Annotated in this window: 21 protein-coding genes and 1 tRNA gene; 14 read left to right on the forward strand and 8 right to left on the reverse strand. The window is 53.1% G+C overall.

The window, feature by feature from the left end; translation table 11 throughout:
• The first annotated feature begins 62 nt into the window (after positions 1–62).
• From NBE99_RS00575 to NBE99_RS00590, 4 genes are all read left to right on the forward strand, one after another.
• Positions 63–1,931: a DNA-directed RNA polymerase subunit gamma gene (locus tag NBE99_RS00575; RefSeq protein WP_250682588.1), complete on the forward strand. Its 1,869-nt coding sequence runs from the start codon at positions 63–65 to the stop codon at positions 1,929–1,931.
• Between the two features lie 19 nt (positions 1,932–1,950).
• A complete protein-coding gene (locus NBE99_RS00580; RefSeq protein WP_250682589.1) occupies positions 1,951–5,931 on the forward strand; it encodes a DNA-directed RNA polymerase subunit beta'' in 3,981 nt (1,326 codons plus the stop codon).
• A 215-nt stretch (positions 5,932–6,146) separates the two neighbouring features.
• A complete protein-coding gene (locus NBE99_RS00585) occupies positions 6,147–6,977 on the forward strand; it encodes a M48 family metallopeptidase (RefSeq protein ID WP_250682590.1) in 831 nt (276 codons plus the stop codon).
• Positions 6,978–6,979: 2 nt separating this feature from the next.
• Positions 6,980–7,645, forward strand: coding sequence for a cytochrome b/b6 domain-containing protein (locus NBE99_RS00590; protein ID WP_250682591.1), 666 nt, complete (start codon positions 6,980–6,982; stop codon positions 7,643–7,645).
• Here the strand turns inward: NBE99_RS00590 and NBE99_RS00595 are convergent.
• From NBE99_RS00595 to NBE99_RS00605, 3 genes are all read right to left on the reverse strand, one after another.
• A complete protein-coding gene (locus NBE99_RS00595) occupies positions 7,629–8,231 on the reverse strand; it encodes an HAS-barrel domain-containing protein (protein WP_250682592.1) in 603 nt (200 codons plus the stop codon). The genes NBE99_RS00590 and NBE99_RS00595 overlap by 17 nt on opposite strands.
• A 3-nt stretch (positions 8,232–8,234) precedes the next feature.
• On the reverse strand, positions 8,235–8,567 hold the full coding sequence (ndhS, locus tag NBE99_RS13390) for a photosynthetic/respiratory NAD(P)H-quinone oxidoreductase subunit S (protein ID WP_250683665.1): 333 nt from the start codon (positions 8,565–8,567) through the stop codon (positions 8,235–8,237).
• Positions 8,568–8,578: 11 nt separating this feature from the next.
• A tRNA-Ser gene (locus tag NBE99_RS00605) sits at positions 8,579–8,670 on the reverse strand.
• A gap of 225 nt (positions 8,671–8,895) precedes the next feature.
• On the opposite strand from NBE99_RS00605, the gene NBE99_RS00610 reads away from it, so the two are divergent.
• The 4 genes from NBE99_RS00610 to NBE99_RS00625 are packed head-to-tail and all read left to right on the forward strand — an operon-like array spanning position 8,896 to position 13,063.
• Positions 8,896–10,653, forward strand: coding sequence for a TolC family protein (locus NBE99_RS00610; protein ID WP_250682593.1), 1,758 nt, complete (start codon positions 8,896–8,898; stop codon positions 10,651–10,653).
• A gap of 3 nt (positions 10,654–10,656) precedes the next feature.
• Positions 10,657–11,736 carry a GDP-mannose 4,6-dehydratase gene (gene gmd, locus NBE99_RS00615; RefSeq protein ID WP_250682594.1) on the forward strand — a complete coding sequence of 360 codons (1,080 nt, stop codon included), beginning with the start codon at positions 10,657–10,659 and terminating at the stop codon, positions 11,734–11,736.
• A gap of 2 nt (positions 11,737–11,738) precedes the next feature.
• The gene (locus tag NBE99_RS00620; protein ID WP_250682595.1) at positions 11,739–12,680 is read left to right on the forward strand and encodes a GDP-L-fucose synthase; all 942 of its coding nucleotides are present in this window, start codon (positions 11,739–11,741) and stop codon (positions 12,678–12,680) included.
• Positions 12,677–13,063: a GxxExxY protein gene (locus NBE99_RS00625; protein WP_250682596.1), complete on the forward strand. Its 387-nt coding sequence runs from the start codon at positions 12,677–12,679 to the stop codon at positions 13,061–13,063. The genes NBE99_RS00620 and NBE99_RS00625 overlap by 4 nt, the downstream gene beginning before the upstream one ends.
• Here the strand turns inward: NBE99_RS00625 and NBE99_RS00630 are convergent.
• The 3 genes from NBE99_RS00630 to NBE99_RS00640 all read right to left on the reverse strand — a co-directional run bounded on the left by NBE99_RS00630 (position 13,060) and on the right by NBE99_RS00640 (position 15,561).
• The gene (locus tag NBE99_RS00630; protein ID WP_250682597.1) at positions 13,060–13,530 is read right to left on the reverse strand and encodes a hypothetical protein; all 471 of its coding nucleotides are present in this window, start codon (positions 13,528–13,530) and stop codon (positions 13,060–13,062) included. The two genes, NBE99_RS00625 and NBE99_RS00630, sit on opposite strands and share 4 nt — an antisense overlap.
• Before the next feature lie 29 nt (positions 13,531–13,559).
• On the reverse strand, positions 13,560–13,922 hold the full coding sequence (locus NBE99_RS00635) for a hypothetical protein (protein ID WP_250682598.1): 363 nt from the start codon (positions 13,920–13,922) through the stop codon (positions 13,560–13,562).
• A gap of 181 nt (positions 13,923–14,103) precedes the next feature.
• Positions 14,104–15,561, reverse strand: coding sequence for a pitrilysin family protein (locus tag NBE99_RS00640; protein WP_250682599.1), 1,458 nt, complete (start codon positions 15,559–15,561; stop codon positions 14,104–14,106).
• Between the two features lie 368 nt (positions 15,562–15,929).
• On the opposite strand from NBE99_RS00640, the gene NBE99_RS00645 reads away from it, so the two are divergent.
• The gene (locus NBE99_RS00645) at positions 15,930–18,458 is read left to right on the forward strand and encodes an EAL domain-containing protein (protein WP_250682600.1); all 2,529 of its coding nucleotides are present in this window, start codon (positions 15,930–15,932) and stop codon (positions 18,456–18,458) included.
• Here the strand turns inward: NBE99_RS00645 and NBE99_RS00650 are convergent.
• On the reverse strand, positions 18,411–19,829 hold the full coding sequence (locus NBE99_RS00650) for a sugar transferase (RefSeq protein WP_399371017.1): 1,419 nt from the start codon (positions 19,827–19,829) through the stop codon (positions 18,411–18,413). The two genes, NBE99_RS00645 and NBE99_RS00650, sit on opposite strands and share 48 nt — an antisense overlap.
• A 147-nt stretch (positions 19,830–19,976) precedes the next feature.
• On the opposite strand from NBE99_RS00650, the gene NBE99_RS00655 reads away from it, so the two are divergent.
• The 3 genes from NBE99_RS00655 (at position 19,977) to dxs (ending at position 23,172) form a co-directional block, all read left to right on the forward strand.
• A complete protein-coding gene (locus tag NBE99_RS00655; RefSeq protein ID WP_250682602.1) occupies positions 19,977–20,489 on the forward strand; it encodes a cofactor assembly of complex C subunit B in 513 nt (170 codons plus the stop codon).
• A 104-nt stretch (positions 20,490–20,593) separates the two neighbouring features.
• Positions 20,594–21,154 (forward strand): DUF3375 domain-containing protein, encoded by a 561-nt coding sequence (locus NBE99_RS00660; RefSeq protein ID WP_250682603.1) that lies wholly within the window; start codon positions 20,594–20,596, stop codon positions 21,152–21,154.
• Positions 21,155–21,258: 104 nt separating this feature from the next.
• Positions 21,259–23,172: a 1-deoxy-D-xylulose-5-phosphate synthase gene (gene dxs / locus NBE99_RS00665; protein ID WP_250682604.1), complete on the forward strand. Its 1,914-nt coding sequence runs from the start codon at positions 21,259–21,261 to the stop codon at positions 23,170–23,172.
• On the opposite strand, the gene NBE99_RS00670 is transcribed toward dxs, so the two are convergent.
• Complete coding sequence (locus tag NBE99_RS00670) at positions 23,169–24,263, reverse strand: beta-ketoacyl-ACP synthase (RefSeq protein ID WP_250682605.1); 1,095 nt, start codon at positions 24,261–24,263, stop codon at positions 23,169–23,171. The genes dxs and NBE99_RS00670 overlap by 4 nt on opposite strands.
• 31 nt (positions 24,264–24,294) lie before the next feature.
• On the opposite strand from NBE99_RS00670, the gene cutA reads away from it, so the two are divergent.
• Together cutA and NBE99_RS00680 are read left to right on the forward strand one after the other, a co-directional pair.
• Complete coding sequence (cutA, locus tag NBE99_RS00675) at positions 24,295–24,672, forward strand: divalent-cation tolerance protein CutA (protein WP_315897275.1); 378 nt, start codon at positions 24,295–24,297, stop codon at positions 24,670–24,672.
• A 2-nt stretch (positions 24,673–24,674) separates the two neighbouring features.
• Positions 24,675–25,841, forward strand: a complete 1,167-nt coding sequence (locus NBE99_RS00680; RefSeq protein WP_250682607.1) for a DarT ssDNA thymidine ADP-ribosyltransferase family protein — start codon at positions 24,675–24,677, stop codon at positions 25,839–25,841.
• Positions 25,842–25,898 lie beyond the last annotated feature (57 nt).

Genomic DNA, 25,898 nt, shown 5'->3' on the forward strand with positions numbered 1-25,898 from the left:
GTCAGCTTGTTTGGGGGCGATCGCCCCCTTGATCCATTCACCGCCAAAGGATTTGTGAGTTTATGCCCAGAATCGAGCAACGCTTTGATTATGTAAAAGTGTCTCTCGCATCACCGGAGCGCATCATCCAATGGGGACAGCGCACCCTCCCCAACGGTCAAGTGGTGGGCGAGGTCACCAAGCCAGAAACGATTAACTATCGCACGCTCAAGCCAGAGATGGATGGCCTCTTCTGTGAGCGGATTTTTGGTCCTGCTAAGGATTGGGAGTGCCACTGCGGTAAATACAAGCGAGTGCGCCATCGCGGCATTGTCTGCGAGCGCTGTGGCGTTGAAGTCACCGAATCGCGGGTGCGCCGCCATCGCATGGGCTACATTAAATTGGCTGCTCCAGTGACCCATGTCTGGTACCTCAAGGGGATTCCCAGCTACATGGCGATCCTGCTCGATATGCCCCTGCGGGATGTAGAACAAATTGTCTATTTCAACTCCTACGTAGTGCTAGATCCGGGCAATCACCCCGCCCTCAGCTACAAGCAGCTCCTGAGCGAAGATCAGTGGCAGGAGATTGAAGAAGAGATCTACAGCGAAGACTCGGAGCTAGAGGGCATTGAGGTGGGCATTGGGGCTGAAGCCATTCAACGCCTGCTTCAGGATTTAGATCTGCAAGCGGAGGCCGACCAACTGCGGCAGGAAATCCTCAACTCCAAGGGTCAAAAACGCGCCAAGCTGATCAAACGGCTGCGGGTCATTGATAACTTTATTGCCACTGGTTCCAAGCCGGAATGGATGGTCTTGACGGTGATTCCCGTGATTCCACCGGATCTGCGGCCAATGGTGCAGTTGGACGGGGGGCGCTTTGCTACCTCTGACCTCAATGACTTGTACCGCCGCGTCATTAACCGCAACAACCGCCTTGCCCGGCTGCAAGAGATCCTTGCGCCAGAAATTATTGTCCGCAATGAGAAGCGGATGCTCCAAGAGGCTGTGGATGCCCTGATTGACAATGGTCGTCGCGGTCGTACGGTGGTGGGCGCCAATAACCGTCCCCTGAAGTCCCTTTCCGACATTATTGAGGGGAAACAGGGTCGCTTCCGCCAAAACCTGCTTGGGAAACGGGTGGACTACTCTGGTCGTTCGGTGATTGTGGTGGGGCCAAAACTGCAAATGCACCAGTGCGGCCTGCCTCGGGAAATGGCCATTGAACTCTTCCAGCCCTTTGTGATTCACCGCTTGATTCGCCAACAAATTGTCAACAACATTAAGGCAGCGAAGCGGATGATCCAGCGCAACGACCCCCAAATTTGGGATGTGCTGGAGGAGGTGATTGAGGGTCACCCGGTGCTGCTCAACCGTGCGCCGACACTCCACCGTTTGGGGATTCAGGCCTTTGAGCCAATTCTGGTAGAAGGGCGTGCCATTCAACTGCACCCCTTGGTGTGTCCTGCCTTCAACGCGGACTTTGACGGTGACCAAATGGCAGTGCACGTGCCCCTCTCGATTGAGGCCCAAGCGGAGGCGCGGATGCTGATGCTAGCCTCAAATAATATTCTGTCGCCGGCCACGGGCAAGCCGATTATTACCCCCAGCCAAGATATGGTTTTGGGCTGCTATTACTTGACAGCAGAAAATCCGAAGCTGCCGGATTATAGCGATCGCTACTATGCCAACTTTCAAGATGTGGTCATGGCCTACGAACAGGGACACTTGCCGCTCCATGCCTTTGTCTGGGTGCGCTACGACGGTGAGGTGGACGATGGCGACACCAGTGAACCCCAAATTACGACCTATGAAGATGGTTCCCGTTTGCTGGAGTATCCCCTGCGGCGGGTCAAGGAGGATGCCAACGGTCAACTGATTTCCCAATACATCCGCACCACTCCGGGTCGCATCATCTACAACCAAACGATTCAAGAAGCCCTAGCCAGTTAATTTGGGAGACCCCAACACCATGACTGAGAAAAAGCCTGTTTTCTTTAACCGCATCATTGACAAAAAAGGCTTGCGGAACCTGATTGCTTGGTCGTTTAGCAACTTTGGCACCGCCCGCACAGCGGAAATGGCCGACAAAGTCAAAGACCTTGGCTTTCGCTATGCCACCCGCGCCGGCGTCTCCATTAGTGTGGATGACCTGCTCGTGCCCCCGAAAAAACAGGAACTCCTCGAAGCCGCCGAAAAGGAAATTAAAACCGCTCAGGAGCGCTACTCGCGGGGTGAAATTACGGAGGTGGAACGCTTCCAAAAGGTGATTGACACTTGGAACACCACCAACGAAGAACTGAAAAACGAGGTGGTACGCCACTTCCGCAGTACCGATGTCCTCAACTCCGTGTACATGATGGCCTTCTCAGGGGCACGGGGGAATCTCTCGCAGGTGCGTCAGTTGGTCGGAATGCGGGGGTTGATGGCCAATCCCCAAGGGGAAATCATTGACCTGCCGATTAAAACCAATTTCCGCGAAGGGCTGACGGTAACGGAGTACATTATCTCCTCCTACGGTGCGCGTAAAGGACTGGTGGATACCGCCCTGCGGACAGCGGACTCCGGTTACCTGACCCGTCGCTTGGTGGATGTCTCCCAAGATGTGATTATCCGCGAAGAGGATTGTGAAACGGAGCGGGGCATTACGCTGCGCAGTATGATGGTGGGGGATAAGGTACTGGCGCTAGAAGACCGCCTTTTGGGTCGGGTGGTGCTCAATGATGTCTGCCATCCGGAAACAGGCGAAGTGCTGGTGGCCAAAAATCAAGCCATCTCTGCTGATCTGGCGAAGAAAATTGTTGATGCTGGTATCGAAGAAGTAGTGGTGCGATCGCCCCTCACTTGCGAGGCTACTGGCTCTGTATGTCGTCTCTGCTACGGTTGGAGCCTTGCCCATGCCCAACTAGTGGATATGGGGGAAGCCGTAGGGATTATTGCTGCTCAATCCATTGGTGAACCCGGCACGCAGTTGACTATGCGTACGTTCCACACCGGCGGGGTGTTTACGGGGGAAGTGGCTCGCCAAGAACGTGCTCCCTTTGCTGGCACGGTGGAGTACGGCAAGAAATTACGGGTACGTCCCTACCGCACTCGTCACGGTGATGATGCCTTTATTGTCGAAACCGCTGGCAAGCTTGTGATCAAAGGTGGTCAGCAAAGCCAAGAATTTGACCTCTCCCAAGGGTCAATTGTGCTAGTGGCGGATGGTGAAACCGTTGAAGCCGGTCAATTGTTGGCGGAAGTGGCGCAGGCCTCCCGCAGTGTCCGCAAGTCCACGGAGAAAGTAACCAAGGATGTGGCCTCGGATTTGGCGGGTCAAGTGAAGTTCGTCAACCTCGAGGCAGAGGAGAAGCGCGATCGCCAAGGCACCACAACGCGCATTGCCCCCAAAGGTGGGTTGATTTGGGTGCTGTCTGGGGAAGTCTATAACCTACCCCCCGGTGCTGAGCCGGTTGTGAAAAATGGCGATCGCATTGAAGCGGGAGCAGTGCTAGCAGAAACCACGGTGAAAACTGAGCATGGGGGCGTGGTTCGTCTCCCTGAACAACAGGACAGCAAAGGGGGTCGCGAGGTGGAAATTATTACCGCCTCGGTGATGCTCGATAAAGCCAAGGTGCTCAAAGAAACGCAGCAGGGACGCGAGCATTACATTATTGAAACCGCTACCGGTCAGCGGTTCTCCCTGAAGGCTGCCCCCGGTACGAAAGTCGCCAATGGTCAAGTGGTGGCTGAACTCATTGACGATCGCTACCACACCACGACCGGCGGTATTCTCAAATATGCCGACATCGAAGTGGCCAAAAAAGGCAAAGCCAAGCAGGGCTATGAAGTCCTCAAGGGGGGGACGCTCCTGTGGATCCCCGAAGAAACCCATGAGGTGAATAAGGATATTTCCCTACTGATGGTCGAGGACAACCAATACGTCGAAGCGGGGACTGAGGTTGTCAAGGACATCTTCTGTCAAAACAGCGGTGTCGTCGAAGTCATCCAGAAAAACGACATCCTGCGGGAAATTATTATCAAGCCCGGCGAACTACACCTTGTGGATGATCCGGAAGCCGCGCGGCTGAAGCATGGTGTGTTGGTGCGTCCCGGTGAAGAGGTACTCCCCGGCCTTGTGGTCGAAACCCTCTCGCAAGTGGACTATCTTGAGGACACCCCCGAAGGACCAGCGATTCTGCTGCGCCCCGTCCAAGAATTTAGCGTGCCTGATGAGCCATCGGTACCCAGCCAAGACTCCAGTGATAGCTCAGGGCAGTCCATTCGCCTGCGGGCCGTACAGCGGTTGCCCTACAAACACGATGAGCGAGTTAAATCCGTTGATGGCGTTGATCTGCTGCGGACGCAGTTAGTCCTTGAAATTGGCAGCGAAGCCCCACAACTGGCCGCTGACATTGAAATTGTGACGGATGAGGTGGATCCAGAAGCCCAGCGCCTCCAACTGGTGATTTTGGAATCCTTGGTGATTCGCCGTGACATTGCTGCGGATCAAACCCAAGGCAGTACGTTTACTTCCCTCTTGGTCAAAGATGGCGATCACATTGGCCCCGGTGCCGTGATTGCCCGCACGGACATCAAAGCCAAGCAGGCGGGTGAGGTGCAGGGGATCTTGCGCAGTGGGGAATCTGTTCGCCGCATTCTGGTCGTTACTGAGAGCGATCGCTTGCGGATCGAGACCAACGGGGCTAAACCCACGGTTAAAGTTGGCGATCTCGTGCGTCCCGGCGATGAACTTGCCACGGGGGTGAGTGCCCCAGAAACAGCAGCGGTAATGGTGGTGGCCGATGGCCACGTGATCCTGCGCTTAGCCCGTCCCTACCTTGTCTCGCCGGGGGCAGTGCTGCAAATTGAGGACGGTGACCTTGTGCAGCGGGGGGATAACCTCGCCCTGTTGGTGTTTGAGCGGGCGAAAACGGGCGACATCATTCAGGGGTTACCTCGGATTGAAGAACTCCTTGAAGCTCGCCATCCCAAAGAAAAATGCGTGCTGGCTGTGCGCCCCGGCACCTGTCAAGTCACCTACAATAGTGATGACAGCGTAGATATCAAAGTCATTGAAGAGGATGGCACAATTCAGGAATACCCTGTCCTGCCGGGTCAAAACCCCTTGGTGGTGGATGGTCAAAAGGTCAATCTCGCTGACCCCCTCACCGATGGCCCTGTGGATCCTCACGACATCCTCTCCATTTACTTTGAGTACTACAAACCCCAAGGGTTACTCAAAGCCGCCCAAATTAGCCTTGAGAAGGTGCAATCCTTCTTGGTCAATGAGGTGCAGTCGGTATATCTCACCCAAGGTATTGAGATTGCCGATAAACACATTGAGGTGGTCGTCCGCCAGATGACCTCCAAGGTGCGGATTGATGATGCGGGCGATACAATCGTTCTCTCCGGGGAACTCATGAGTCTGCGTCAAGCGGAGCAAGCCAACGAACCCATGGCACTCACCGGTGGTGCACCTGCCCAATATACCCCTGTCCTCTTGGGGATTACCAAGGCCTCCCTGAATACCGATAGCTTTATTTCAGCGGCCAGTTTCCAAGAAACGACACGGGTGCTCACGGAAGCGGCTATTGAAGGCAAGTCCGATTGGCTGCGGGGACTCAAGGAAAACGTGATCATTGGCCGTCTCATCCCAGCGGGCACGGGCTTCAATAGCTACGAGGAAAGCACTAACGGCGACGAAGAGTGGGAAGAGGGTGAAGATCGCTTGGGGCAAACCCATGTCATCAGCCCTGAACCTGAACCCCCTTCAATGACGGTCAATGTGACCGCTGACCTCGGTGAGGATGTCCTCATTGACGATGAAACGGCGCCCCACGTGATTGAAAAAATCACTGGACGGACTCGCGATTTTGAATTCGCCAGTAGTGATGCTGACGATGAGGAGGATGACTTCACAGACGAGGACGATGACTATGGGGATGAAGAGGAGGATGACGCCCTCTAACTCAAATTCCCTTGATTGCAGAAGGCTACGGTAGAGGTTAGCACCTAATCTAGGAGTGTCCTGAGGACAAGCTATAGGTGCACTTGCCGTAGCTTCTTTTGGTCTCAGGTCGGAGATCATGCCGAGCACCGCCGAACGTTTTGGCAGGGATGCGAGAAACCTGTGCCATGCCCTAAAATTGGCAGTAGAGGGGTCAAAGTAAAAGTTACTATTTCATGCCTGTTTCAGCGTATTCCAGCCTCAGGGCTGATCAGTTTCGTCATCCCCGCGATCGCGAGGCCACGCAAGCGCTACAACAAGTGCCGGGCTTGGATATTCTGGTGCGAACGCTCTTAGGCTCGGTGGCGGAGCAGGCGTTTTATCTTGAAAACATTGGCAGTAGCCTTCGCCTGAGTGAGCAGCAACTGCCGGAGATTTATGCCCTGCATATGGAGGCTTGCCGTATTTTAGGCTTAGAGCCACCCCAACTGTATCTTAAACAACACCCAGTTCCCAATGCCTATACCTTTGCCATGCGGGGTAAGCAGCCCTTTGTGGTCTTGCACTCTTCGCTGGTGGAACTGCTGACGCCAAAGGAATTGCAGGCGGTGCTGGCGCATGAGTTGGGACACCTGAAGTGCGAACATGGGGTGTATCTGACGATCGCCAACCTACTGCTGTTTGCCACCAGTCAACTCTCCCCTTGGGGCTTGCTCTTGGCGCAAGGACTACAAACCCAATTGATGCATTGGCTGCGCTGTGCTGAACTGACCTGCGATCGCGCTGCCTTGTTGGTGACCCAAGACCCGCGTACTGTGGCCTCGGTGCTAATGAAACTCTGTGGTGGCTCCCCCCAGTGGAGCGATCGCCTGAATCTCGACGCCTTCATTGCCCAAGCCCGCGACTATGAGGCCGCTGATCGGGGTTGGTATTACCTCTTCAAGGAATTGCAAGCCAGTCAACTCACCCACCCACTGCCAGTTCTGCGGGCACGGGAAATTCTGGATTGGGCGGAAACCCAGCAGTACGATTACCTCGTCAAGCAATTACACTCCGCTCGTGAATAACGATGGCCAAGTCCACTCCCTATCAACCCCTTCTGCTGCGCCTTGCCCATGGGGCGATCGCGATTTTGGCACTCCTCGCTCTCATCTCAGGATTTTGGGTCTATAACACCTACGATGGCCGCTGGGGAGCACTGCCCCTACCAAAGATTCCCGATATTCAAGGCCTCCACGGGACGATTGCCCTCGTCCTTTTATTGCTGTTTCCCTTCTTTGCGCTCTACTGCTTTCATTGGGGCGATCGCCGGCTCTTGCACAAGAAATCCTTGGCGCAACTTTCCCAAGGGAATTGGCGCGCTTGGCAACGGTTGGCAAATACCCTAATGCTGGTGGCCGTCACGTTTGCCCTCATCACCGGGCGGATGATGCAGGAGGAGTGGTTGCCCACAGGCGAGCTAAATCGAGGCTGGTACTTGGCTCATTTAGGGGCTTGGAGTGTGGTGCTCCTGAGTTTGCTATCTCACTTGATTCTGGGGGCAAAGGCAGGGGGGAGCCCACTTTTGGTCTCAATGGTAAGTTTTGCAATCCGCCCAGAGGATCGGCGGATCGGAAACTGGTGGCGTGGCGGTAGGCTCAGGCCTTCCAATCAACTGTTGTTGGGTCTAGAAATCATTATTTTTCTGGGGATTGTGATCGCTTTTGTTTTGCCCGCTATCATAACTGCTCGATAATGCCCCGCAGGCGATCGTAGTCATCCTTGAGGAGTCGGTTCAGGTATTGGGCTGCCTGCACCAGCCATTGGCGATCGCGCTGGCGGAGTTGATACAAGGAACGCAACGTTGCCGCTACCAAGGCATCGCCGGGACCATAGCGCAGGGTCAACAGCGTTCGCAAAAAGGTCAATGTGCCACTCAAGGCAATCACTTCCTCAGCGGGACACCCATAGACCTGCTGGTGCATTTGGGGGGGGCGGGGGGGCAAATGGTGATAAAAGCGTTCCTGTTCCTGAAAGCCAATGAGGGCGATCGTGATCTCAGTTTTCAACAGGGCAAAAATATGGGGCTGCTCTTGCCGTAGTTGCTCTAGGGATAGCCCCAAGGCGGTGGCACGGTGAATGGTGTCAATGGGAGCCGTCACCACATAGGCAACAATACCATAAATGACGCGATCGCCGTCAGGAATCCGCACCCAACTACCCAAGGCTGGCACCACGGGAAAATCGAGGCTAGCGGGTTCGTGGCACTGGGCAATGCAGTGATCCGTCGCTGTCTGGATAATTTCCGCAAAGGGCTGGGGGGGAGGCGATCGCCGCGCCATCGTTTACTTTTTGGCTTTCGCTTTTTCCTTGGGCGTGGTCACGACTGGCTCTAGCTCACTGGTCTGAAAAGTAACCAATTTATCCCAGTTTCCTCCCTCAAAGAGCACCGCCACTTTACCATCAGTGACCCGCTGTACAATCCCCTGAAATTGGTAGTAGGTATCGTTGGGATTGGTGACCTTCACGGTCATACCGGGGAGAATCGTCATTGCTAAGTCGCTGGCCATCGTCTTATCCCAAAGATGTTTATGTGAATTTATTATCTCCTGCCCCTGCCCCGTTCGTGCTTTGCTGAGGGGTAGCCAAGGATAAGTGTCAGCTATTGGTTTGATGATATTTTCTTTAACGGAGAGGGAGGGATTCGAACCCTCGGATAGGAGTTACCTGCCTATCAACAGATTAGCAATCTGCCGCTTTCGACCACTCAGCCACCTCTCCTTTTTGAGGGTTCCTTATTCTAGATCAGTTTTCTCCCCCTTTTCAATCCTCGTGGTCTGCGGCTGTTGCTCTAGGGGGCGATCGCAATCGAGAATCCATGCTAGAGTTTTGCAGAATGGGTGTGTTGTGGGAGTGAAGCAGATGGCTGGATGCTGGCAATCTTCAGCGGTGCTTGGGCGAATTCCTACAGGGGTTGAGTTGAGTAGGTTGTGCGTCTAAGTCCTCATGATGAATGATCTGGCCTTGAATCCCAAGAAAATCCTGATGGCGGGACTCCTCGCGATCGCCCCCATGACGTTGCCTAGCCTTGTTCAAGCTACACCCACAACGACTCCAGTGGCACAGGCATCTTCCCAAACACCAACCTCGGATGCCCTCACGCCTCTCAACCCCAATCCCGATAGACTGGCGCTTCCTGAGACGGTCAAGATTGATCTCAATCAACCCCTCACCCTCGAGCAAGCGATTGAGGTGGCCATTCGCAATAACGTTGGCCTACAAATTAGTGAGCTACAACTGCAACGGGCACGGGCACAACTGCGACAGGTGCAAGCACAGCTTTATCCCACCCTTGCGTTTCAAGCCAGCATTGGCCAAAATACCTCCCCCGGTGGCCAGCCTGCCTACCTTCCCCTCAACTTTCAGCAGCAGCTCTCCCTGCAACAGCAGCAACAGCAACAAGCCCAACAACAGCTTCTCGCTCAGCAACTGGCCGCCAGCAGTATTTTGAATACTCAGGTGCAACGGCTGCAACAGCGATTTCAAGGCCCCCAACTAACGGCGTTTACGGATCAGCAGAATCTTGAATTGCAACAGCAACTGCAACAACTACAAAACAGTGCCAGCCAAGCGGCTACGCCCACCAACTTCAGCCCAATTACCCTTGCACCAGTCAATCAGCTGAACTACAGAAATTTTTTCACTAACCTTTTTGGTGCCACCAGTGGCGCAACTGCTAACGCAGCCTTGGTGATGAACTATACGCTTTTTGCTGGGGGCGGGCGATCGGCGGCCGTTCAGGCGGCCCGTGACCAAGTGCGCTTCAGTGAACTGGAGGTGCAGCGTCAACTCCAACAACTGATCCTTGATGTAACCAATGACTATTACTTGGCGCAACAGGCCAAGGTTCAGGTGCAAATTGCTGAAGCAGCAGTGGCCAATGCCCAAGTGACTCTGCGGGACGCGAGAGCCTTTGAGCAAGCAGGGATTGGTACGCTATTGGATGTGTTGACCGCGGAGGTGAGCCTTGCCAATGCTCAGCAAAACTTGAGCCAAGCTCGCAATTTGGAAATCACGACCCGGCGACAGTTGGCACAGCGATTGAATGTGAATCAGACGGTGGATGTGGCGATCGCTGAGCGTGTTGAACCCACAGGGGAGTGGAACCTTTCTCTAGAGGAAAGTATTATCCTTGCCTACGAAAACCGTGTTGAGTTAGAGCAGCGGTTACTCCAGCGCACGATTGCCCTGAAAAATCGTCAGGTGGCATTGGCGGCCAGCCGTCCTCAACTGAGTCTCTTTGCCAGTGGCAATCTGCTGGACAAGGTCACCGATGAGCTGGCACCTCGTTTTGGCTATGGGGTGGGGCTACAAATGCAATTAGCCCTCTTTGATGGTGGGGATGCCCGTGCCAGTGCAGCTCGTCAAGAAGCGCTTGCCGCCAGTGCTGAGGAACAATATGCCAACCAAAAGGATCGCATCCGTCTAGAGGTGGAAACAGCTTACACCAATCTCAGAGCCAATCAGAAAAACATTGCCACCGCCCGAACTGCCGTTACCCAGGCTACAGAAGGACTGCGTCTAGCGCGGTTGCGTTTTCAAGCGGGGGTAGGGACGCAACAGGAGGTGACCAATGCGGAAACCAATTTGACCCAAGCCCAAGGGAATCTTCTCGCCGCCATTTTGAACTACAATCGCTCCCTAGCAGCACTAAAGCGTGCTGTCGGTTATCCAGAACAAACACGTTTAGGTGGAAGACAATAGCGGATGGGCGATCGCAAGCGGGCATTAATCACAGGTATCACCGGTCAAGATGGCTCCTATTTGAGTGAGCTGCTCCTAGAGAAAGGCTACGAAGTTCATGGCATTATTCGCCGTACCTCGACCTTCAATACCGATCGCATTGATCACATTTACGTTGACCCCCACCAAGAGGGCGCGGCTCTACGCCTGCACTACGGTGATCTCACCGATGGCGGTACTCTACGGCGGATTTTAGAGCTGAGCCAGCCGGATGAAATTTACAACTTGGGGGCGCAATCCCATGTGCGGGTGAGCTTTGACGCTCCGCAATACACCGTAGAAACAGTGGCCATGGGCACGCTGCGACTCCTAGAGGCGATTCGGGAATACCAAGAGCGCACGGGCAAACAGGTGAAATTTTACCAAGCGGGATCTTCCGAAATGTTTGGCTTGGTGCAGGAAGTGCCGCAGCGGGAAACAACCCCATTTTATCCCCGCAGTCCCTATGCCTGTGCCAAAGTGTATGCCCACTGGCAGACGGTGAACTATCGGGAAGCCTACAACCTTTTTGCTTGTAATGGGATTCTTTTCAACCACGAAAGCCCGCGGCGGGGTGAAACGTTTGTGACCCGCAAAATTACCCGTGCCGTTGCCCGCATTGTCGCTGGCCAGCAAAACAAGCTCTATTTGGGCAACCTAGATGCCAAGCGGGACTGGGGCTACGCCAAGGACTATGTGCGGGCGATGTGGCTAATGCTGCAACAGGAGCAACCGGATGACTATGTAGTGGCAACAGGAGAAACCCACTCCGTGCGGGAATTTCTAGAGCTGGCCTTTGGGTATGTGGGTCTCAACTGGCAGGACTATGTGGAATTTGACCCGCGTTATCTGCGTCCTACGGAGGTGGACTTACTTTTGGGGGATCCGACCAAGGCAAAAACGGTGTTGGGCTGGCAGCCCTCGGTTACCTTTCCTGAACTGGTGGCGTTGATGGTGGAAGCGGATCTCCATGCTGTGGGCATCCAAGGAACAAGCCCCAAAACCACCTCCGACACTGTGCTGGATCTCATTGCCCAGCGGCAGTTTATCAGTAAGGCAGACTAGCCATGGATCTCAGTGAAAAAAGGATTCTCGTCACGGGTGGGGCGGGATTTTTGGGACGCCAAGTGGTGGCGCAATTGCAAAAAGCAGGAGCCGTGCCTGAGCAGATTACCGTAGTGCGATCGCGCGACTACGACCTACGCCAACTATCTGCCTGTCAAGCGGTTGTTCAAAACCAAGATATTGTCATTCACCTTGCTGCCCATGTGGGAGGGATTGGCCTCAACCAAGCCAAGCCGGCTGAGCTGTTTTATGACAACTTGATGATGGGGGCACAACTCATTGACTGTGCTTATCGCGCTGGCGTCGAAAAATTTGTCTGTGTGGGCACAATTTGTGCTTATCCCAAATTCACCCCCGTTCCCTTCAAAGAAAGCGATCTTTGGAACGGCTACCCCGAAGAAACCAACGCCCCCTACGGGATTGCTAAAAAAGCCCTTCTCGTGCAGTTGCAAGCCTATCGGCAGCAGTATGGCTTTAATGGCATCTATCTCTTGCCGGTGAATCTCTATGGGCCGGGGGATAACTTTGACCCCTTGAGTTCCCATGTGATTCCTGCTTTAATTCGCAAAGTTTACATTGCTCAGCAACACGCGGAGAGGGTGATTCCCGTGTGGGGGGATGGTAGTCCTAGCCGCGAATTTCTCTATGTTGAGGATGCTGCCCGCGGCATTGTCATGGCCACTCAAGCCTACGATCATCCCGATCCGATTAACCTCGGTACAGGCGAGGAAATCACCATTAAGAAGTTAGTTGAACTCATCTGCAACCTAATGGACTTTCAAGGGCAGATTGAATGGCAAACGGATAAGCCCAATGGCCAGCCCCGCCGCTGCCTTGACACCACTAAGGCAAAAGAGGCTTTTGGGTTTCGTGCCCAAGTTTCCCTCAAGGAAGGCCTAGAACGGACAATTGCTTGGTACCGTCAGCAGGCTGCATCGCTATGAGACACTGGCTCCAGCTCATTCAAGAGATTGCCGAAGACATCTTCCAAGAACTGGGAAGTGGTTTTAGCGAAGCCATCTACCAAAAGGCCTTTGAGGTTGCCCTGCGGGAGCGGCAAATTGAGTACGAAGAACAGCGCAAGGTACCGATTTTCTTCCACGGCTATTTTGTGGGTGAGGCCATTCCCGATCTGATTGTGCGTGACAATGGCCAAGCGGTTGTTGTGATTGAACTCAAGGCTGTTCAGAATATTGGCGATAAGGAAGTCAAGCAAGTCAAGAAGTACATGGAGACCCTAAAAATTCCGGTGGGGGTTGTGGTCAACTTTCCGACTTCTACAGCTGTAGATCACCCGCAAATGATCGAGGTAAGCCTCAATTCTTAATAACCATTCAGGCTTGGTATATCCCAGAGGCTCTGCCGATACTGAGCTAGTAGGGCAATGACCTGCATCAGCACCTCTCCGTTATGGGGCGAGGGGTCAACTAGAAAGTTGAGGAATGCAAGATCGCGTTCAGCTTGGATTCTAGCTCGGCGAGCCGCTCGTTCTGCTTCTGCAATTCGGCGTTGTTCCTCAATAATTCTTCGTTGCTCTTCTGCAATTCTTTGAGCTTCTGCTCGTGCCCAGCGATCTGTTTCTCGATTTCGACGGTTCCACTCAACGCCGAGATTAACCACTGCCACTAGGAGGGCTGCCACGGTGAGTCGGTTGCTCCAGATGCGGGGGTGGGCAAGGTATCCGAGGAGGGTGAAGTCGGTTTGGTCATAAAATCTCAGAAAAGCAATGCTGATGACTAAAATCGTGAGGATGGTATTAGGGAGCAGGGCAAGCAGGTTAACCCAACGGCTCATACTCGGATCCTACTCCCTTGTATTCAGCATTACCCCAGTTGATTGAGGGGAGGCTGGCCACGCAGTTGCCGTAGGGCATTTAGACACAGGGGACAATCACAGCCAAATAGCGCGATCGCGGCATTGCTCTCCTCCTCCGTAAACTCCAGCACAGGAGGTGGTAGTGAACCATTATCACGGCTAGCTTGCAGAGTTGTTTCCTGAGCACCTAGGCGGGTGCAGACCAATTGAAATTTTTGGTGAGGATTTGAAATACATTCGCCCGTTTCTGGGGGTAGCACGGGAATAGGCGTGCTGAGTTGGGCATGGGCAGGTGCAATCAATGCGACCAAGCTGAGGACGGATCCCAAAAAGGTAGGGCTGACTAAAAAAGCCAGACGCAAAGCTGACATAGGTTTTCCTCACAACTTGTTACTTGATGATGAGCAATGTAAGTTACGACCCTTTTCGCAACGGTAGAGCGTGTTCAGCAGTACCGCATATTTTGGAAAAGGTCCGTACCGCTAGTCTAACGATGATTGCTTGATTTGGTGCACCCGCGCAATATTCTGAATGCCAAGACTCATCGTGCCCTTAGGATTGATGTTGTCGTTGCTGGCAATTTGTCGTAGGGCAGGGGATAGGAGCGCCCACAATCAGGGTACGCCACTGTTCTGGCTTTAAGCGGGTTTGTGCCACCCGTTGCAGATCCGCTGCTGTTGCTGCTTTGACGGCTCGCTGATAGCGGAAGATAAAATCCTTGGGCAAATCATAGTATTCGTAGCGTAGGAGGCGATTCAAAATTTGTAGGCGATCGCGAAAATTAAAAACAAAGGAATTGAGAATACTATCCTTGGCGTAGTTTAGTTCTGCGGCACTCACGGGTTCTTGTTGCAGTCGCTGGATTTCCTGCCGTAGGGCGTTGAGAAACTTGGCTGTGGTCTGGGTTTGGGTTTGTCCCACCCCATAGAAGACTCCCGGATAGTCAAATTCAGGACTCCAAGCGGCATAGACACTGTAGGCCAAGCCTTGGCGCGATCGCACTTCATTGAAGAGACGCCCGCCAAAGCCATTGAGAACCCCATTGAGGACATAGAGGTTAAACACGTCCGCATCCTTGAGCGTCCCTCCCAACTGCCCCGTGTAGATATAGCTTTGGGAGAGATAGGGGCGATTGATCACCACCGTTGTGGGCGAGGTATCCACGGTTACAGTCGGTACAGGGGGCAAGGGCGGTAAGTCCGGCAAATCCTGCCATGAGCCAAAAATCGCTTCAAGGCGATCGCCCATTTGCGAGGCATCAAAATCGCCCACCAAGCCCAAAATACAGCGGGAGGGAGCGAGGTACCTGCGGTAAAACTGCTGCACATCCGCTGGTGTGATCTTGGCAAGGGTCTCTAACTCTTGGGTGCGGGCATAGGGACTCTCAGCACCGTAGATCAGCTTGGAAAATTCCCGTTCTGCTTGGGCATTGGGTTGATCATCGCGGCGTTGAACCATCCCTTGCCGTCGGCGAATGGCCAGTTCAAATCGCTCTGGTTCTACTGCTGGCGCTTGGAGCATCTCCGCCAGTTGGTTTAGAACCGCTTCACTGTGTTCCTTGAGGCTGTTGAAATTGATCCGTCCTAAGCTTTTGCCGACACCCGATTCAATGGCTGCTGCTCGATCCTCAAGCCACTGGTCAATTTCGGCAGCACGGTGAACTTGGGTGCCCCCTGTGCGAATCAGATCGCCACTCACTTCTGCCAAACCCACTTGATCGGGTGGATCCCAGCGACTACCTGCCCGAAAAACTAAGGTTCCGCGCACGAGGGGCCACTCGTGATCCTCAAGGAGATAGACCACCATGCCATTGGTCAACTGACGCCGCTCATAGGGCGGGAGCTGAATGTCTGGTAAGGGGGGAAATGTCAGCTCGGTGTAGTGCTTGGGGGTCATGGCTGTGGCCGCTGGCGGTGGGATCAAACATAGCAGTAAAGTAGAGAGAACAAAAAGGCAAAGCGATCGCCCCAAGGAGCGGTAGGGTTGGGCACGGACAGCCATGGTGAGCATCGGCGAGGAATGAAAACAATACAATCGGGTGAAGTCAATTCAGTATCGATATGGTAAGCGAAGATGACTCTACTAGAGAACGGCTAACTTACAGCCCTTTTCTGAAATAGGAGATCCATCAAGCGAATAAAATGCTTTCAGGCAATGGCTTTCACCGCTTCGAGTCTGTTCCATCCTTGTGAACAGGGCTGTCTTTATAGGAAGTGTAGTGTTAAGAAAACATTGCATTACAATCAAGAAAATTTCCTGCAAACAGGATAAAATCTCACGCCCTAGAATAGTCAAGTGGGTCTCTTCTCAATGTTTTTTACTTGGGAAGTTTCTAGCCAAAACGGTTCCCTCAACTCCAACTTGCCGAGGCCATTGATGTGAAGTCTGATCCCCCGAAGAAGTGGCGCCATCTCCTCGTTATTGAGGATCAGGAGGGTCGGCGTACCATTCCCCTAGAAGCCAGCACCTATACGATTGGGCGACATCCCAGCAACACGATTGTCCTCAAGTCGCCGATGGTTTCCCGTCAGCACGCTGTGTTGCTACGGGTGTTGGATCCCAGCAGTGGTAATTTTTTCTTTCGCCTGATTGATGGCGATTTACAAGGGAAGCGCAGTGTCAATGGTCTGACAGTCAATGGCAAGCCCTGTCAATCCCACATTCTCCAGCATAAGGATTTGATCGTCTTTGGCGGTGATGTGCGTGCCCGCTACCACGCGATCGCGAATATTTCTGACTCCGGATTCAATCGCTACACCCGTGCCCTTGAAGCATCAAGCATCTCGGATCAAGACGTGGCCTCTTTGGGGGGCGCCTTCATCAGCAGTGAAATGTCTGAGGTGACCGAAATCCAACTGCTACGGTTGTCCTCCTTTCCAGAGTTAAGCCCCTATCCCATCATTGAACTGGCTCCCAACGGCCAAATTACCTATCTCAACCCAGCCGCCATTCAGGAATTTCCCGATCTAGGGGAACCAGATGTGAAACATCCGCTGCTATCGCGCCTCAAAAGCTGGTCGTTGCAGGAAAAGCGATTTTCTGTTGAAGAAATCAACGTTGGCGATCGCACCTACGAAGTGACCATTCATATCCTGCGGGAGAGTCAGTTAATTCGCTGCTATATCACCGACATTACCGAGCGTAAACGTTCAGAACTGGCTCTGCGCATTAGTGAGGAACGCTACGCCCTTGCGGCTGAAGCGGCAAATGATGGTCTTTGGGATTGGCAGATTAGCGATCGCTCAATGTACTATTCCCCCCGCTGGGAACTGCTGATTGGCGAAACCCCCGGTACCCTACAACCCACCATCGAGGAATGGTGGCGGCGTGTCCACCCCGATGACCTAGAGCGGTTGCGCCTGAACATAAAGGAACACCTCTTGGGCACCCGTCCCTACTTCGAGTGTGAATTTCGGATTAAACATCGCGATGGCAGTTACCGCTGGATGCGATCGCGGGGCAAAGCCCTGCGCGATGAGAAAGGCCAGCCCTACCGCATGGCTGGTTCAATGACCGATGTCACGGAGTACCACCTGATTCAGGAGCAAATTCTCCACGACGCGCTGCACGATGCGATGACGGGTCTGCCCAACCGCGTTCTCTTTATGGATCGGCTGACTCAAGCCATTACCCGCCGGGTGCGGCGTCCCAACTCCCTCTTTGCGGTGCTGTTTTTGGATGTGGATCGCTTTAAGGTGATCAACGATAGTTTGGGGCACTTGGCAGGGGATCAACTCCTGATTGGCATTGGCCAGCGACTCACGACCTGTACTCGCGCTGAGGATACGATCGCCCGCCTTGGGGGGGATGAATTTGCCATTCTCTTGGAGGAGTTAACGAATCCCGCTCAAGCGATCGAAGTGGCAGAACGAGTGCTGGCGGCCTTGAGCCGTCCTTTTCTCCTTGAGGGGCATGAAGTTTTTACAAGTGCCAGTATTGGCATTGCCTTCCTTAGTGAGGAAAGTAAGACAGCTGAGGACTTACTGCGGGATGCAGATACGGCGATGTACCGCGCTAAATCCCTTGGCAAAGCTCGCTATGAGGTCTTCAGTATGACGATGCGTGCCCAGAGTGTTGCCCTGATGCAAATGGAAACGGATCTACGACGGGCAGCAGAGCGGGATGAATTCTTGGTATACTATCAACCAATTGTCGATCTGTCAACCCTCAATATTGTTGGCTTTGAAACGCTGCTGCGCTGGCAACATCCCGAACGAGGGATTGTCTCCCCCGGTGAATTCATGACTGTGGCCGAAGAAACGGGGCTGATCCTACCCATTAGTTGGTGGGTGATGGCAGAGGCCTGTCGCCAAATGCAACGCTGGGCAGCGGTCTTTCCCCGCAGTCGAAGTCTAAGTATTAGTGTCAACCTCAGTGGTCGTCATTTCCAACAGGCAGATCTGCTACTTAATTTAAGATCCATTTTGTCAGAAACTGGATTTCCAGCTGAGCGGCTGCGCCTTGAGGTGACGGAAGGGATTCTCATTGATAACAAGGAAGTGGCGATCGCCACCCTTGAGGAAATTCGTGCCATGGGCATTGGCTTGTATATGGATGATTTTGGCACGGGCTATTCTTCCCTGAGCTATTTGCACCGTTTTCCCATTGACACGCTAAAAATTGATCGCACGTTTATTGCAGCCCTCAATAATGAGGAATCTTCGGCAACAATTGTACACACTATTCTTATGTTGGCTCACTCCTTGCGCCTGAAGGTGGTGGCGGAGGGGATTGAAACCCGTCAACAGTATCGCGTTCTCCAAGCCCTAGGGTGCAACTATGGTCAAGGCTATTTCTTTGCCCGCCCCCTTTCCGCCCAACAGGTGGAACAATTATTTGCGAGCCAATCTTTGCCGCACCTAGTACGCTCCGCTGCCAAAAAGCACAATACGCACGGTCTCCACTAGAATTTCCAAATCCAGATTAAGAGACCAATTGTCAATGTAGTAGAGATCAAGGCACGCCGCTTCATCAAAGTTACCAATCTCAGAGCGGCCAGAAATTTGCCACAGCCCCGTAATTCCCGGCATGACCTGATGGCGAATATGATGCCAAGAATGAAAACGGGCAACATCCCGCAGGGGAAGCGGACGCGGCCCCACCAAACTCATGTCTCCCCAGAGGACATTAAACAGTTGCGGCAGTTCATCAATGCTGGTCTTGCGCAGGAAACTGCCGAGGCGGGTGCGGCGGGGGTCGTTTTTCACCTTAAAGAGAATGCCATCGGCGGATTCATTTTGTGCCTCCAACTGAGCTTGGAGTTGGGGTGCATCGGCACGCATGGTGCGAAATTTCCACATCTGAAAGACCTGTCCATGGAGTCCCACCCGCTCTTGGCGGAAGAAGATAGGGCCAGGGGAGGTGAGTTTGATGGCGATCGCCACCACGATAAATAAAGGCGCGAGCACGACAATGCCAATGAGTGCCAAGATCACATCCAAATAGCGCTTCAGCCGATACTCCCAGCCATTGAGGTAGGTCATATCCACCCGTAGGGTCGGCAAAGCGGCAACAATTTCTGGCGTACCACGGCGGTAGAGCATTTCCAAGCTGGAGGGGATTAAGCGTAGGGCAATGCCATGTTGTCGTAGTTGCCAATAGAGTGCTGAAGCAAGATGGGCTGGGGGGAGGCCTTCCACAATCACCTCTTGGGCTTGACAGTTGAGAATCTCGGTCAAGGTTTCTGGTTCATTGGCCATGGTGGCGATCGCGCTGCCGACAATTTTGTAATTGGAACGTTGCTCCAGCAGGCTACTGAGATACGCCTGCCGCTCTGGAGGCGCTACGAGAAAAGCCCGTATCGGTCGCCGTAGGGTCCAAATTTTGAAGGCTAAACTCACGCCTAAACGCAGGATCACGGGGAATAGAACACTGAGACTCCAAGCACTAAAAAACAGCGAGCGCGGCAAATCTACCTTGGGATCATAGAAGTAGGCGATCGCCAGCGCCAACAAATAGCCCAAGCTCAGCACCTTGGCCAGCCGCAGATAATTTTTCCAATGGCCGCGCGGGTGATACAGCCCACTCACGGCAATCAAAAACAACAGACCCGCTGCAAAGAACCAAAAAACACTGGGCAATCCCAGCCAGTACCAAGCCGCCAGATCAGGAGGTAACGGCGCATAAAAGCGATTCAGTTGCAGCCCGAGTTTCCAAGCTAGCACCAACCCCACTAAATCACTTGCCAATAGCAACAGGGCAAAGGCGGTTTCTGAGCGCAACCACATCCGACGGCAGCGAGGTGCCCGAATATCACGGGGAGAAGCTTGAGACCGCATCATGGAGCAGCACAACAACAATGGCTAGGGTTTAGTATTCCGCAGAACCGCAGGGGGCGATCGCGGTGCAATATCTCTTTGCAGACTCCAATAAATGCTTGAGAATGAGGGATAGACAGCCTATGAACCAAAATCCCTCAAGCGCCCATGTCCAGCGATTTCATTTACCCTTCCACCCTCTTGCTCACCAGCCTCCTGGCCGTCGGATTTGTGTTTTTTATTCGTGCCTCTACGAAAGAACGCATTGAAACCAAAGAATGGCTCATTGCCCAGCCCATTGCCGAGCTAGCTCCCCGTCTCAAGCAGTATTTTCAGCAGCGTGGCTACCGCCTGCACAGCGTCAGTGCCGATGGCAGTGAAGTGACCTTTCAGGGAAATGTTGCCGCCAGTCCCTTTGTGGCCGCATTGCTCCTTGCCTTGGCCGTTTCCAGTGCCACCGCCATTGCCCTTGTACTGACCGTTCTCTTTCCCGATCGCGGCATTCTTGCCTTTGGCCTGATTGGTCTGACCCCCATTGCCCCTTGGTTTTATTGGCGAGGTGCCCAGCGACTTGAAACGGTTAGGCTCTCGTTGCAACCCCAATCGGATATCACCCAAGTCACCCTAGAGGGACATCGCGATGAACTAATCACCTTCGAGGATACATTGCTGCGGGCTTAGGCCTAGGTGGGGGGTATTCTCAAGTCAGGTGCATAACCAAGGAAACAGCACAGGATAATCTTTTGACCACCTGTGATAGAAGGACAATAACTTACTCCCCAACCATGACTGACACCGACCAGCGCACCTTTGGTCAGCTCCTTCTTGACCTTGACATTCACCTTAGTCCAGAAGCGGTGGATCGTTTGGAGGGCAAATTTCGGGTTTATTTAGCCTGTAGGGGGTATCCCTTAACGACAGTGCCCTACTGTAGTGTCGAGCGCCACACTGACAGCAATGGTCGCTTGATTGCCGAAACGGTCAAGCCCAGTTCCCTTGAAATGAGCGCCTCCTTTGAGCGGGCTTGTCAATGTGCTCAGATGTCCCTGAGTCACCTCAGTGCGATGACCGAACGCTTCCTAGCGGACTTGCACGAGTTGGCAACTGGCCATGGCTATCCGCGACGGTTGGGCACTGACTTAGCACGGGGCATTTTGGCCAATTATTGGCAGGACTGGAGCCAAGAGCGTTTTTACCAATGGGCAATGTGGCTCGTGGAAAATTACACCAATGAATCGACGGAAGAAATTCGTGAATTGAGCGAACTCTATGAAACAGCCTTAGAAATTTATGATCAGTTGTTTCGGGATTATTGCGGCTTTTCACCACGTCTAGGGGCGAAATAATGCCCAACTTCGGTGGGGGACTTTGCTAGAATCAGTCAACAGATAGTTTTTCTGTGGTCAGTGGTAAGCTATCCCCCCTAGGTATCTTGCGAGGTCGGGTTTCTATGCACTTAAGTGAACTCACCCATCCCAACCAGTTGCATGGGTTGTCTATTGCCCAATTAACCCAAATTGCCGCCCAAATCCGTGACAAACATTTGGAAACGGTGGCAGCAACGGGGGGACACCTTGGACCGGGCTTGGGGGTTGTCGAACTCACCCTCGCACTCTACCAAACCCTTGACTTAGACAGAGATCGCGTGGTTTGGGATGTGGGACATCAAGCCTACCCCCACAAGATGCTAACGGGTCGCTACAACAATTTCCATACCCTGCGGCAAAAAGGGGGGATTGCTGGCTATCTCAATCTACGGGAAAGTCCCTTTGATCACTTTGGGGCAGGTCATGCCTCCACGAGTATTTCGGCAGCTTTGGGGATGGCGATCGCCCGCGATCTCAAAGGAGAGAAGTTCAAAGTCGTGGCCATTATTGGCGATGGTGCGCTGACGGGGGGAATGGCGCTAGAAGCGATTAACCATGCCGGCCACTTGCCCCACACTAACCTGATGGTGGTGCTCAACGACAATGAGATGTCCATTTCCCCCAATGTGGGCGCGATTCCCCGCTATCTGAATAAAATCCGCCTCTCACCGCAGGTGCAATTTATTACTGATAACCTCGAAGAGCAGTTCAAACATATCCCCTTCTTTGGTGAAAATCTAACCCCGGAGATGCAGCGCATTAAGGAGGGCATGAAACGCCTTGCGGTTCCTAAGGTGGGTGCCGTCTTTGAGGAATTGGGCTTTACCTACGTTGGTCCGGTGGACGGCCACAATTTGGAAGAACTCATTACCACATTCCAACATGCCCATACGATTCCCGGTCCTGTGCTGGTTCACGTGGCAACGGTTAAGGGCAAAGGCTACGCGATCGCCGAAAAAGACAAGGTGGGCTACCATGCCCAAAATCCCTTTGACCTAGTGACGGGCAAAGCCAAGCCCTCCAGCAAACCCAAGCCCCCTAGCTATTCCAAGGTCTTTGGTGAAACCCTGACCAAATTGGCGGAAAATGACCCGCGCATTATTGGGATTACGGCAGCCATGGCGACGGGAACGGGTTTAGATATTCTGCAAAAACGGGTACCGAAGCAGTACATTGATGTTGGGATTGCCGAGCAACACGCTGTCACGATGGCCGCAGGCATGGCCACCCAAGGAATGCGCCCTGTCGCTGCGATTTACTCCACTTTCTTGCAGCGCGCCTACGATCAAATTGTCCACGATGTCTGCATCCAAAAACTGCCAGTCTTTTTCTGTATGGATCGGGCGGGGATTGTCGGTGCCGATGGCCCAACCCACCAAGGGATGTACGACATTGCCTATTTGCGCTGCCTGCCCAATATGGTGCTGATGGCACCCAAGGACGAGGCGGAACTGCAACGGATGATTGTGACCGGGATCAACTACATCGAGGGCCCGATCGCCCTGCGCTACCCACGCGGCAATGGCTATGGTGTCGCCCTCATGGAGGAAGGCTGGGAACCCCTCGAAATCGGCAAAGGGGAACTCCTACGCCCTGGTGAAGATATTCTCTTGGTGGCCTACGGCTCAATGGTCTATCCGGCGATGCAAGTGGCGGAAATCCTCAAGGAACACGGCATGAGTGCCGCAGTGATCAATGCCCGCTTTGCCAAACCGCTAGATACTGAGTTGATTCTGCCTTTGGCGAAACAAATTGGCCGCGTGGTCACTTTAGAAGAAGGCTGTCTGATGGGGGGCTTCGGCTCAGCGGTACTCGAGGCGCTCCAAGAGGCGGATATTCTGGTGCCGGTGTTGCGTTTGGGAGTACCGGATATCTTGGTGGAACACGCTAGCCCCGATGAATCAAAAGCTGACTTAGGACTCACACCCCCACAAATGGCTAAAACGATCATGCAAAAGTTTGGGGTTGCTCAACCAACGGTTGTCACTGCCTCTTAGGGATGGGCGAGGACAATCACGGCGTTTTGCCCGCCAAAGCCATAACTACAGCAGAGAATGTGCTCTAAATGGGCAGAACGTGTCTGTTGGACAATGTCCAAGTTGAAGTCGGGGGTCTGACAGCCAACGCAGGGGGGAATTTGCTGCTCCCGTAAGGATAAGCATGAGAGGGCAATCGCGATCGCGCCCGCAGCACCGAGGGTGTGCCCAAGGGCACCTTTGTGACTGGTGACGGGAATGGCTTGGCCAAAGAGGGTCTGAATCCAAGCCGCTTCAGCAGCATCATTGCGCAGTGTGCCCGTACCGTGACTATGGATACAGTCAATGTCTGGCGGTGTCAGCTGAGCCTGAGCCAAGGCTTTTTGAATGGCAAGGAGGGCACCTGTCTGGTTGACGCTGGGAGCGGCGATATTCTCGGCATCGGCACTTAGACCCACCCCAACAATTCGGGCATAGGGTTCAATGCCTCGCGATCGCGCCCGTGCCTCGGACTCTAAAACCACAATGGCACCGCCGGCCGCTAAGCCAAATCCCTGCCGCTGGCGATCGAAGGGAGCTGCCCGCTCCTGAGCCAATACCCCCAACTGGCGAAACCCGGCTAAGGTTAAGGGCGAGACCGCCGACTCGACCCCGCCCGCCAACACTAGATCACACCTGCCCTGTTCAATGAGGAATGCCCCTTGGGCAATCGCCCATAATCCTGTGGCACAGGCGGCTGTGGGGTTGAGAACTATCCCTTGAATGCCGGCAATTTGTGCCACTTGCTGAGATACAGCGGCGGGTAAGGTTTGTAACCAAGTCTGTCGCGAAAGAGAAGGCTGCCGTAACCATCTTTCCCACTGAGCTTGAAAGCCCCGACTGGATCCGACCACTACCCCAGCACCGCCCAGGGGAGCTGTTAATTTTGCATCGTTGAGCGCTTGAGTCGTCGTCGTTGCAATGATTTTCTCGACCGCCAAGGTTGTTGCTCCCACCAGCCCGTCAGGCGTGGCTATCAGTGCCGTTTTCCCCTGACAATAGCGCTGCCACGTGGCGATCGCACTCTCCCCCAGCGCTGTCCACAGCCCAATGCCAGTAATAACAACATTCACTGCACGATTTTATTGAAGATTTGTTCAGGATATGATCGACATCATCAAGGGTGACGCGAGGACAGTAGGCTTGGAAACGGCAACAGAGTACTGTGTGGTGATTGTTACCACTGCTACGGAAACTGAAGCACTCTCTTTAGCCGATCAACTGGTGGCTGAGCACCTAGCCGCCTGTGTGCAGGTTCTACCTATTCGATCAATATACCGCTGGCAGGGGGCAGTGCATCGCGATTCCGAATGGCAACTGCTGATTAAAACCCGTACTGCCCTGTTTGAGCAGGTGCGCGATCGCCTCCTGACATTACACAGTTATGAAGTTCCAGAAATCATTGCCCTGCCAATTATTGCCGGTTCTCCTACCTACTTGAGTTGGATCAAAGACCAAACTCAAAAAATCTCTAGAGGTTAAGAATGCCTGAATTCAAGATCAAAAGCTTGTATTACATTACCCATGTGAACAACCTTCCCTCTATCTTCCAACATGGAATCCTTGCACATGAGCAAGTCGTAGAACGCGGTCTTTCCCCCACACCCATCTATAACGCAGAAATCGTTGCGCGTCGGCAACACCGTCTCACGCCAAATGGTCAGAGTCTATGGCAGTATGCCAACCTCTATTTTCAACCCCGAAATCCCATGCTTTATAAAGTACTCAGTGAAATCAATAAAAGCAATGTTGTCATTTTAGGAATTAAACCCCGTGTCCTAGATACCAAAGGAACCTTGATTGCTTTAGGGAATGCAGCCCACTCAGTTACTGAAATCCGCGATGTTAAAACTGGATTACAAATCATCTATCGCGATTATTGGAGCATTCTCTATAATGACTGGTGGAAAACTGAAGATGGCACAAAACGAAAAATTATGGCAGAATGCCTGATTCCAAAAGTGGTTCCCCCCACTGAGATTCATTCTGTCTATGTTGTAAATCAAGAGATGGCAGAGCGCCTTCGACAACAGTTCAGTTCTGTCGAAGTCGTAGTTGAACCACACATGTTTTTCCAGCCCCGACGACGTGCTGCAATTACGAGCCATCTATCTTGGGTGGATGGAGATATGTTCTTCTCCCAAATGCAAACCTTAACAATTAGTGTCAATACTGTCGGTGTGATGGGTAAGGGATTAGCCTCACGGGCAAAATATCAATTTCCGGATATGTACGTCGTCTATCAAGATGTCTGCAAGAAAAAGCAACTTACAATGGGCAAACCATATTTGTATAAACGTGAAGCTTCCCTAGACAGCGATTTAGCGGATGAGCCTTTGAGCTTACCCAACTTGAATGCTAATAAATGGTTTTTACTCTTTCCGACTAAAACTCACTGGAAACAATCGTCTGACATTACAGGAATTGAGCGAGGCTTGCAATGGTTAGTGGATAGCTATCAAGCAGAAGGCATTCAATCTCTTGCTGTTCCCGCCCTTGGCTGCGGCTTGGGGGGTCTAGACTGGAGAGAAATAGGACCACTGATGTGTCGTTATCTTTCACAAATGCAGATTCAAGTTGCTATTTACTTGCCCCAAGAACAAGAGGTGCCGGCAGAGTTTTTAACGAGGGATTTTCTACTAGCCGCCTAAGGTGGCCGTTATTGCCCCAACTGCCTAGCAGGGTCTAGACATGCCCCCACCGCAAAC

The sequence above is a fragment of the Thermosynechococcus sp. HN-54 genome (assembly GCF_023650955.1).
Taxonomy (GTDB): Bacteria; Cyanobacteriota; Cyanobacteriia; order Thermosynechococcales; family Thermosynechococcaceae; genus Thermosynechococcus.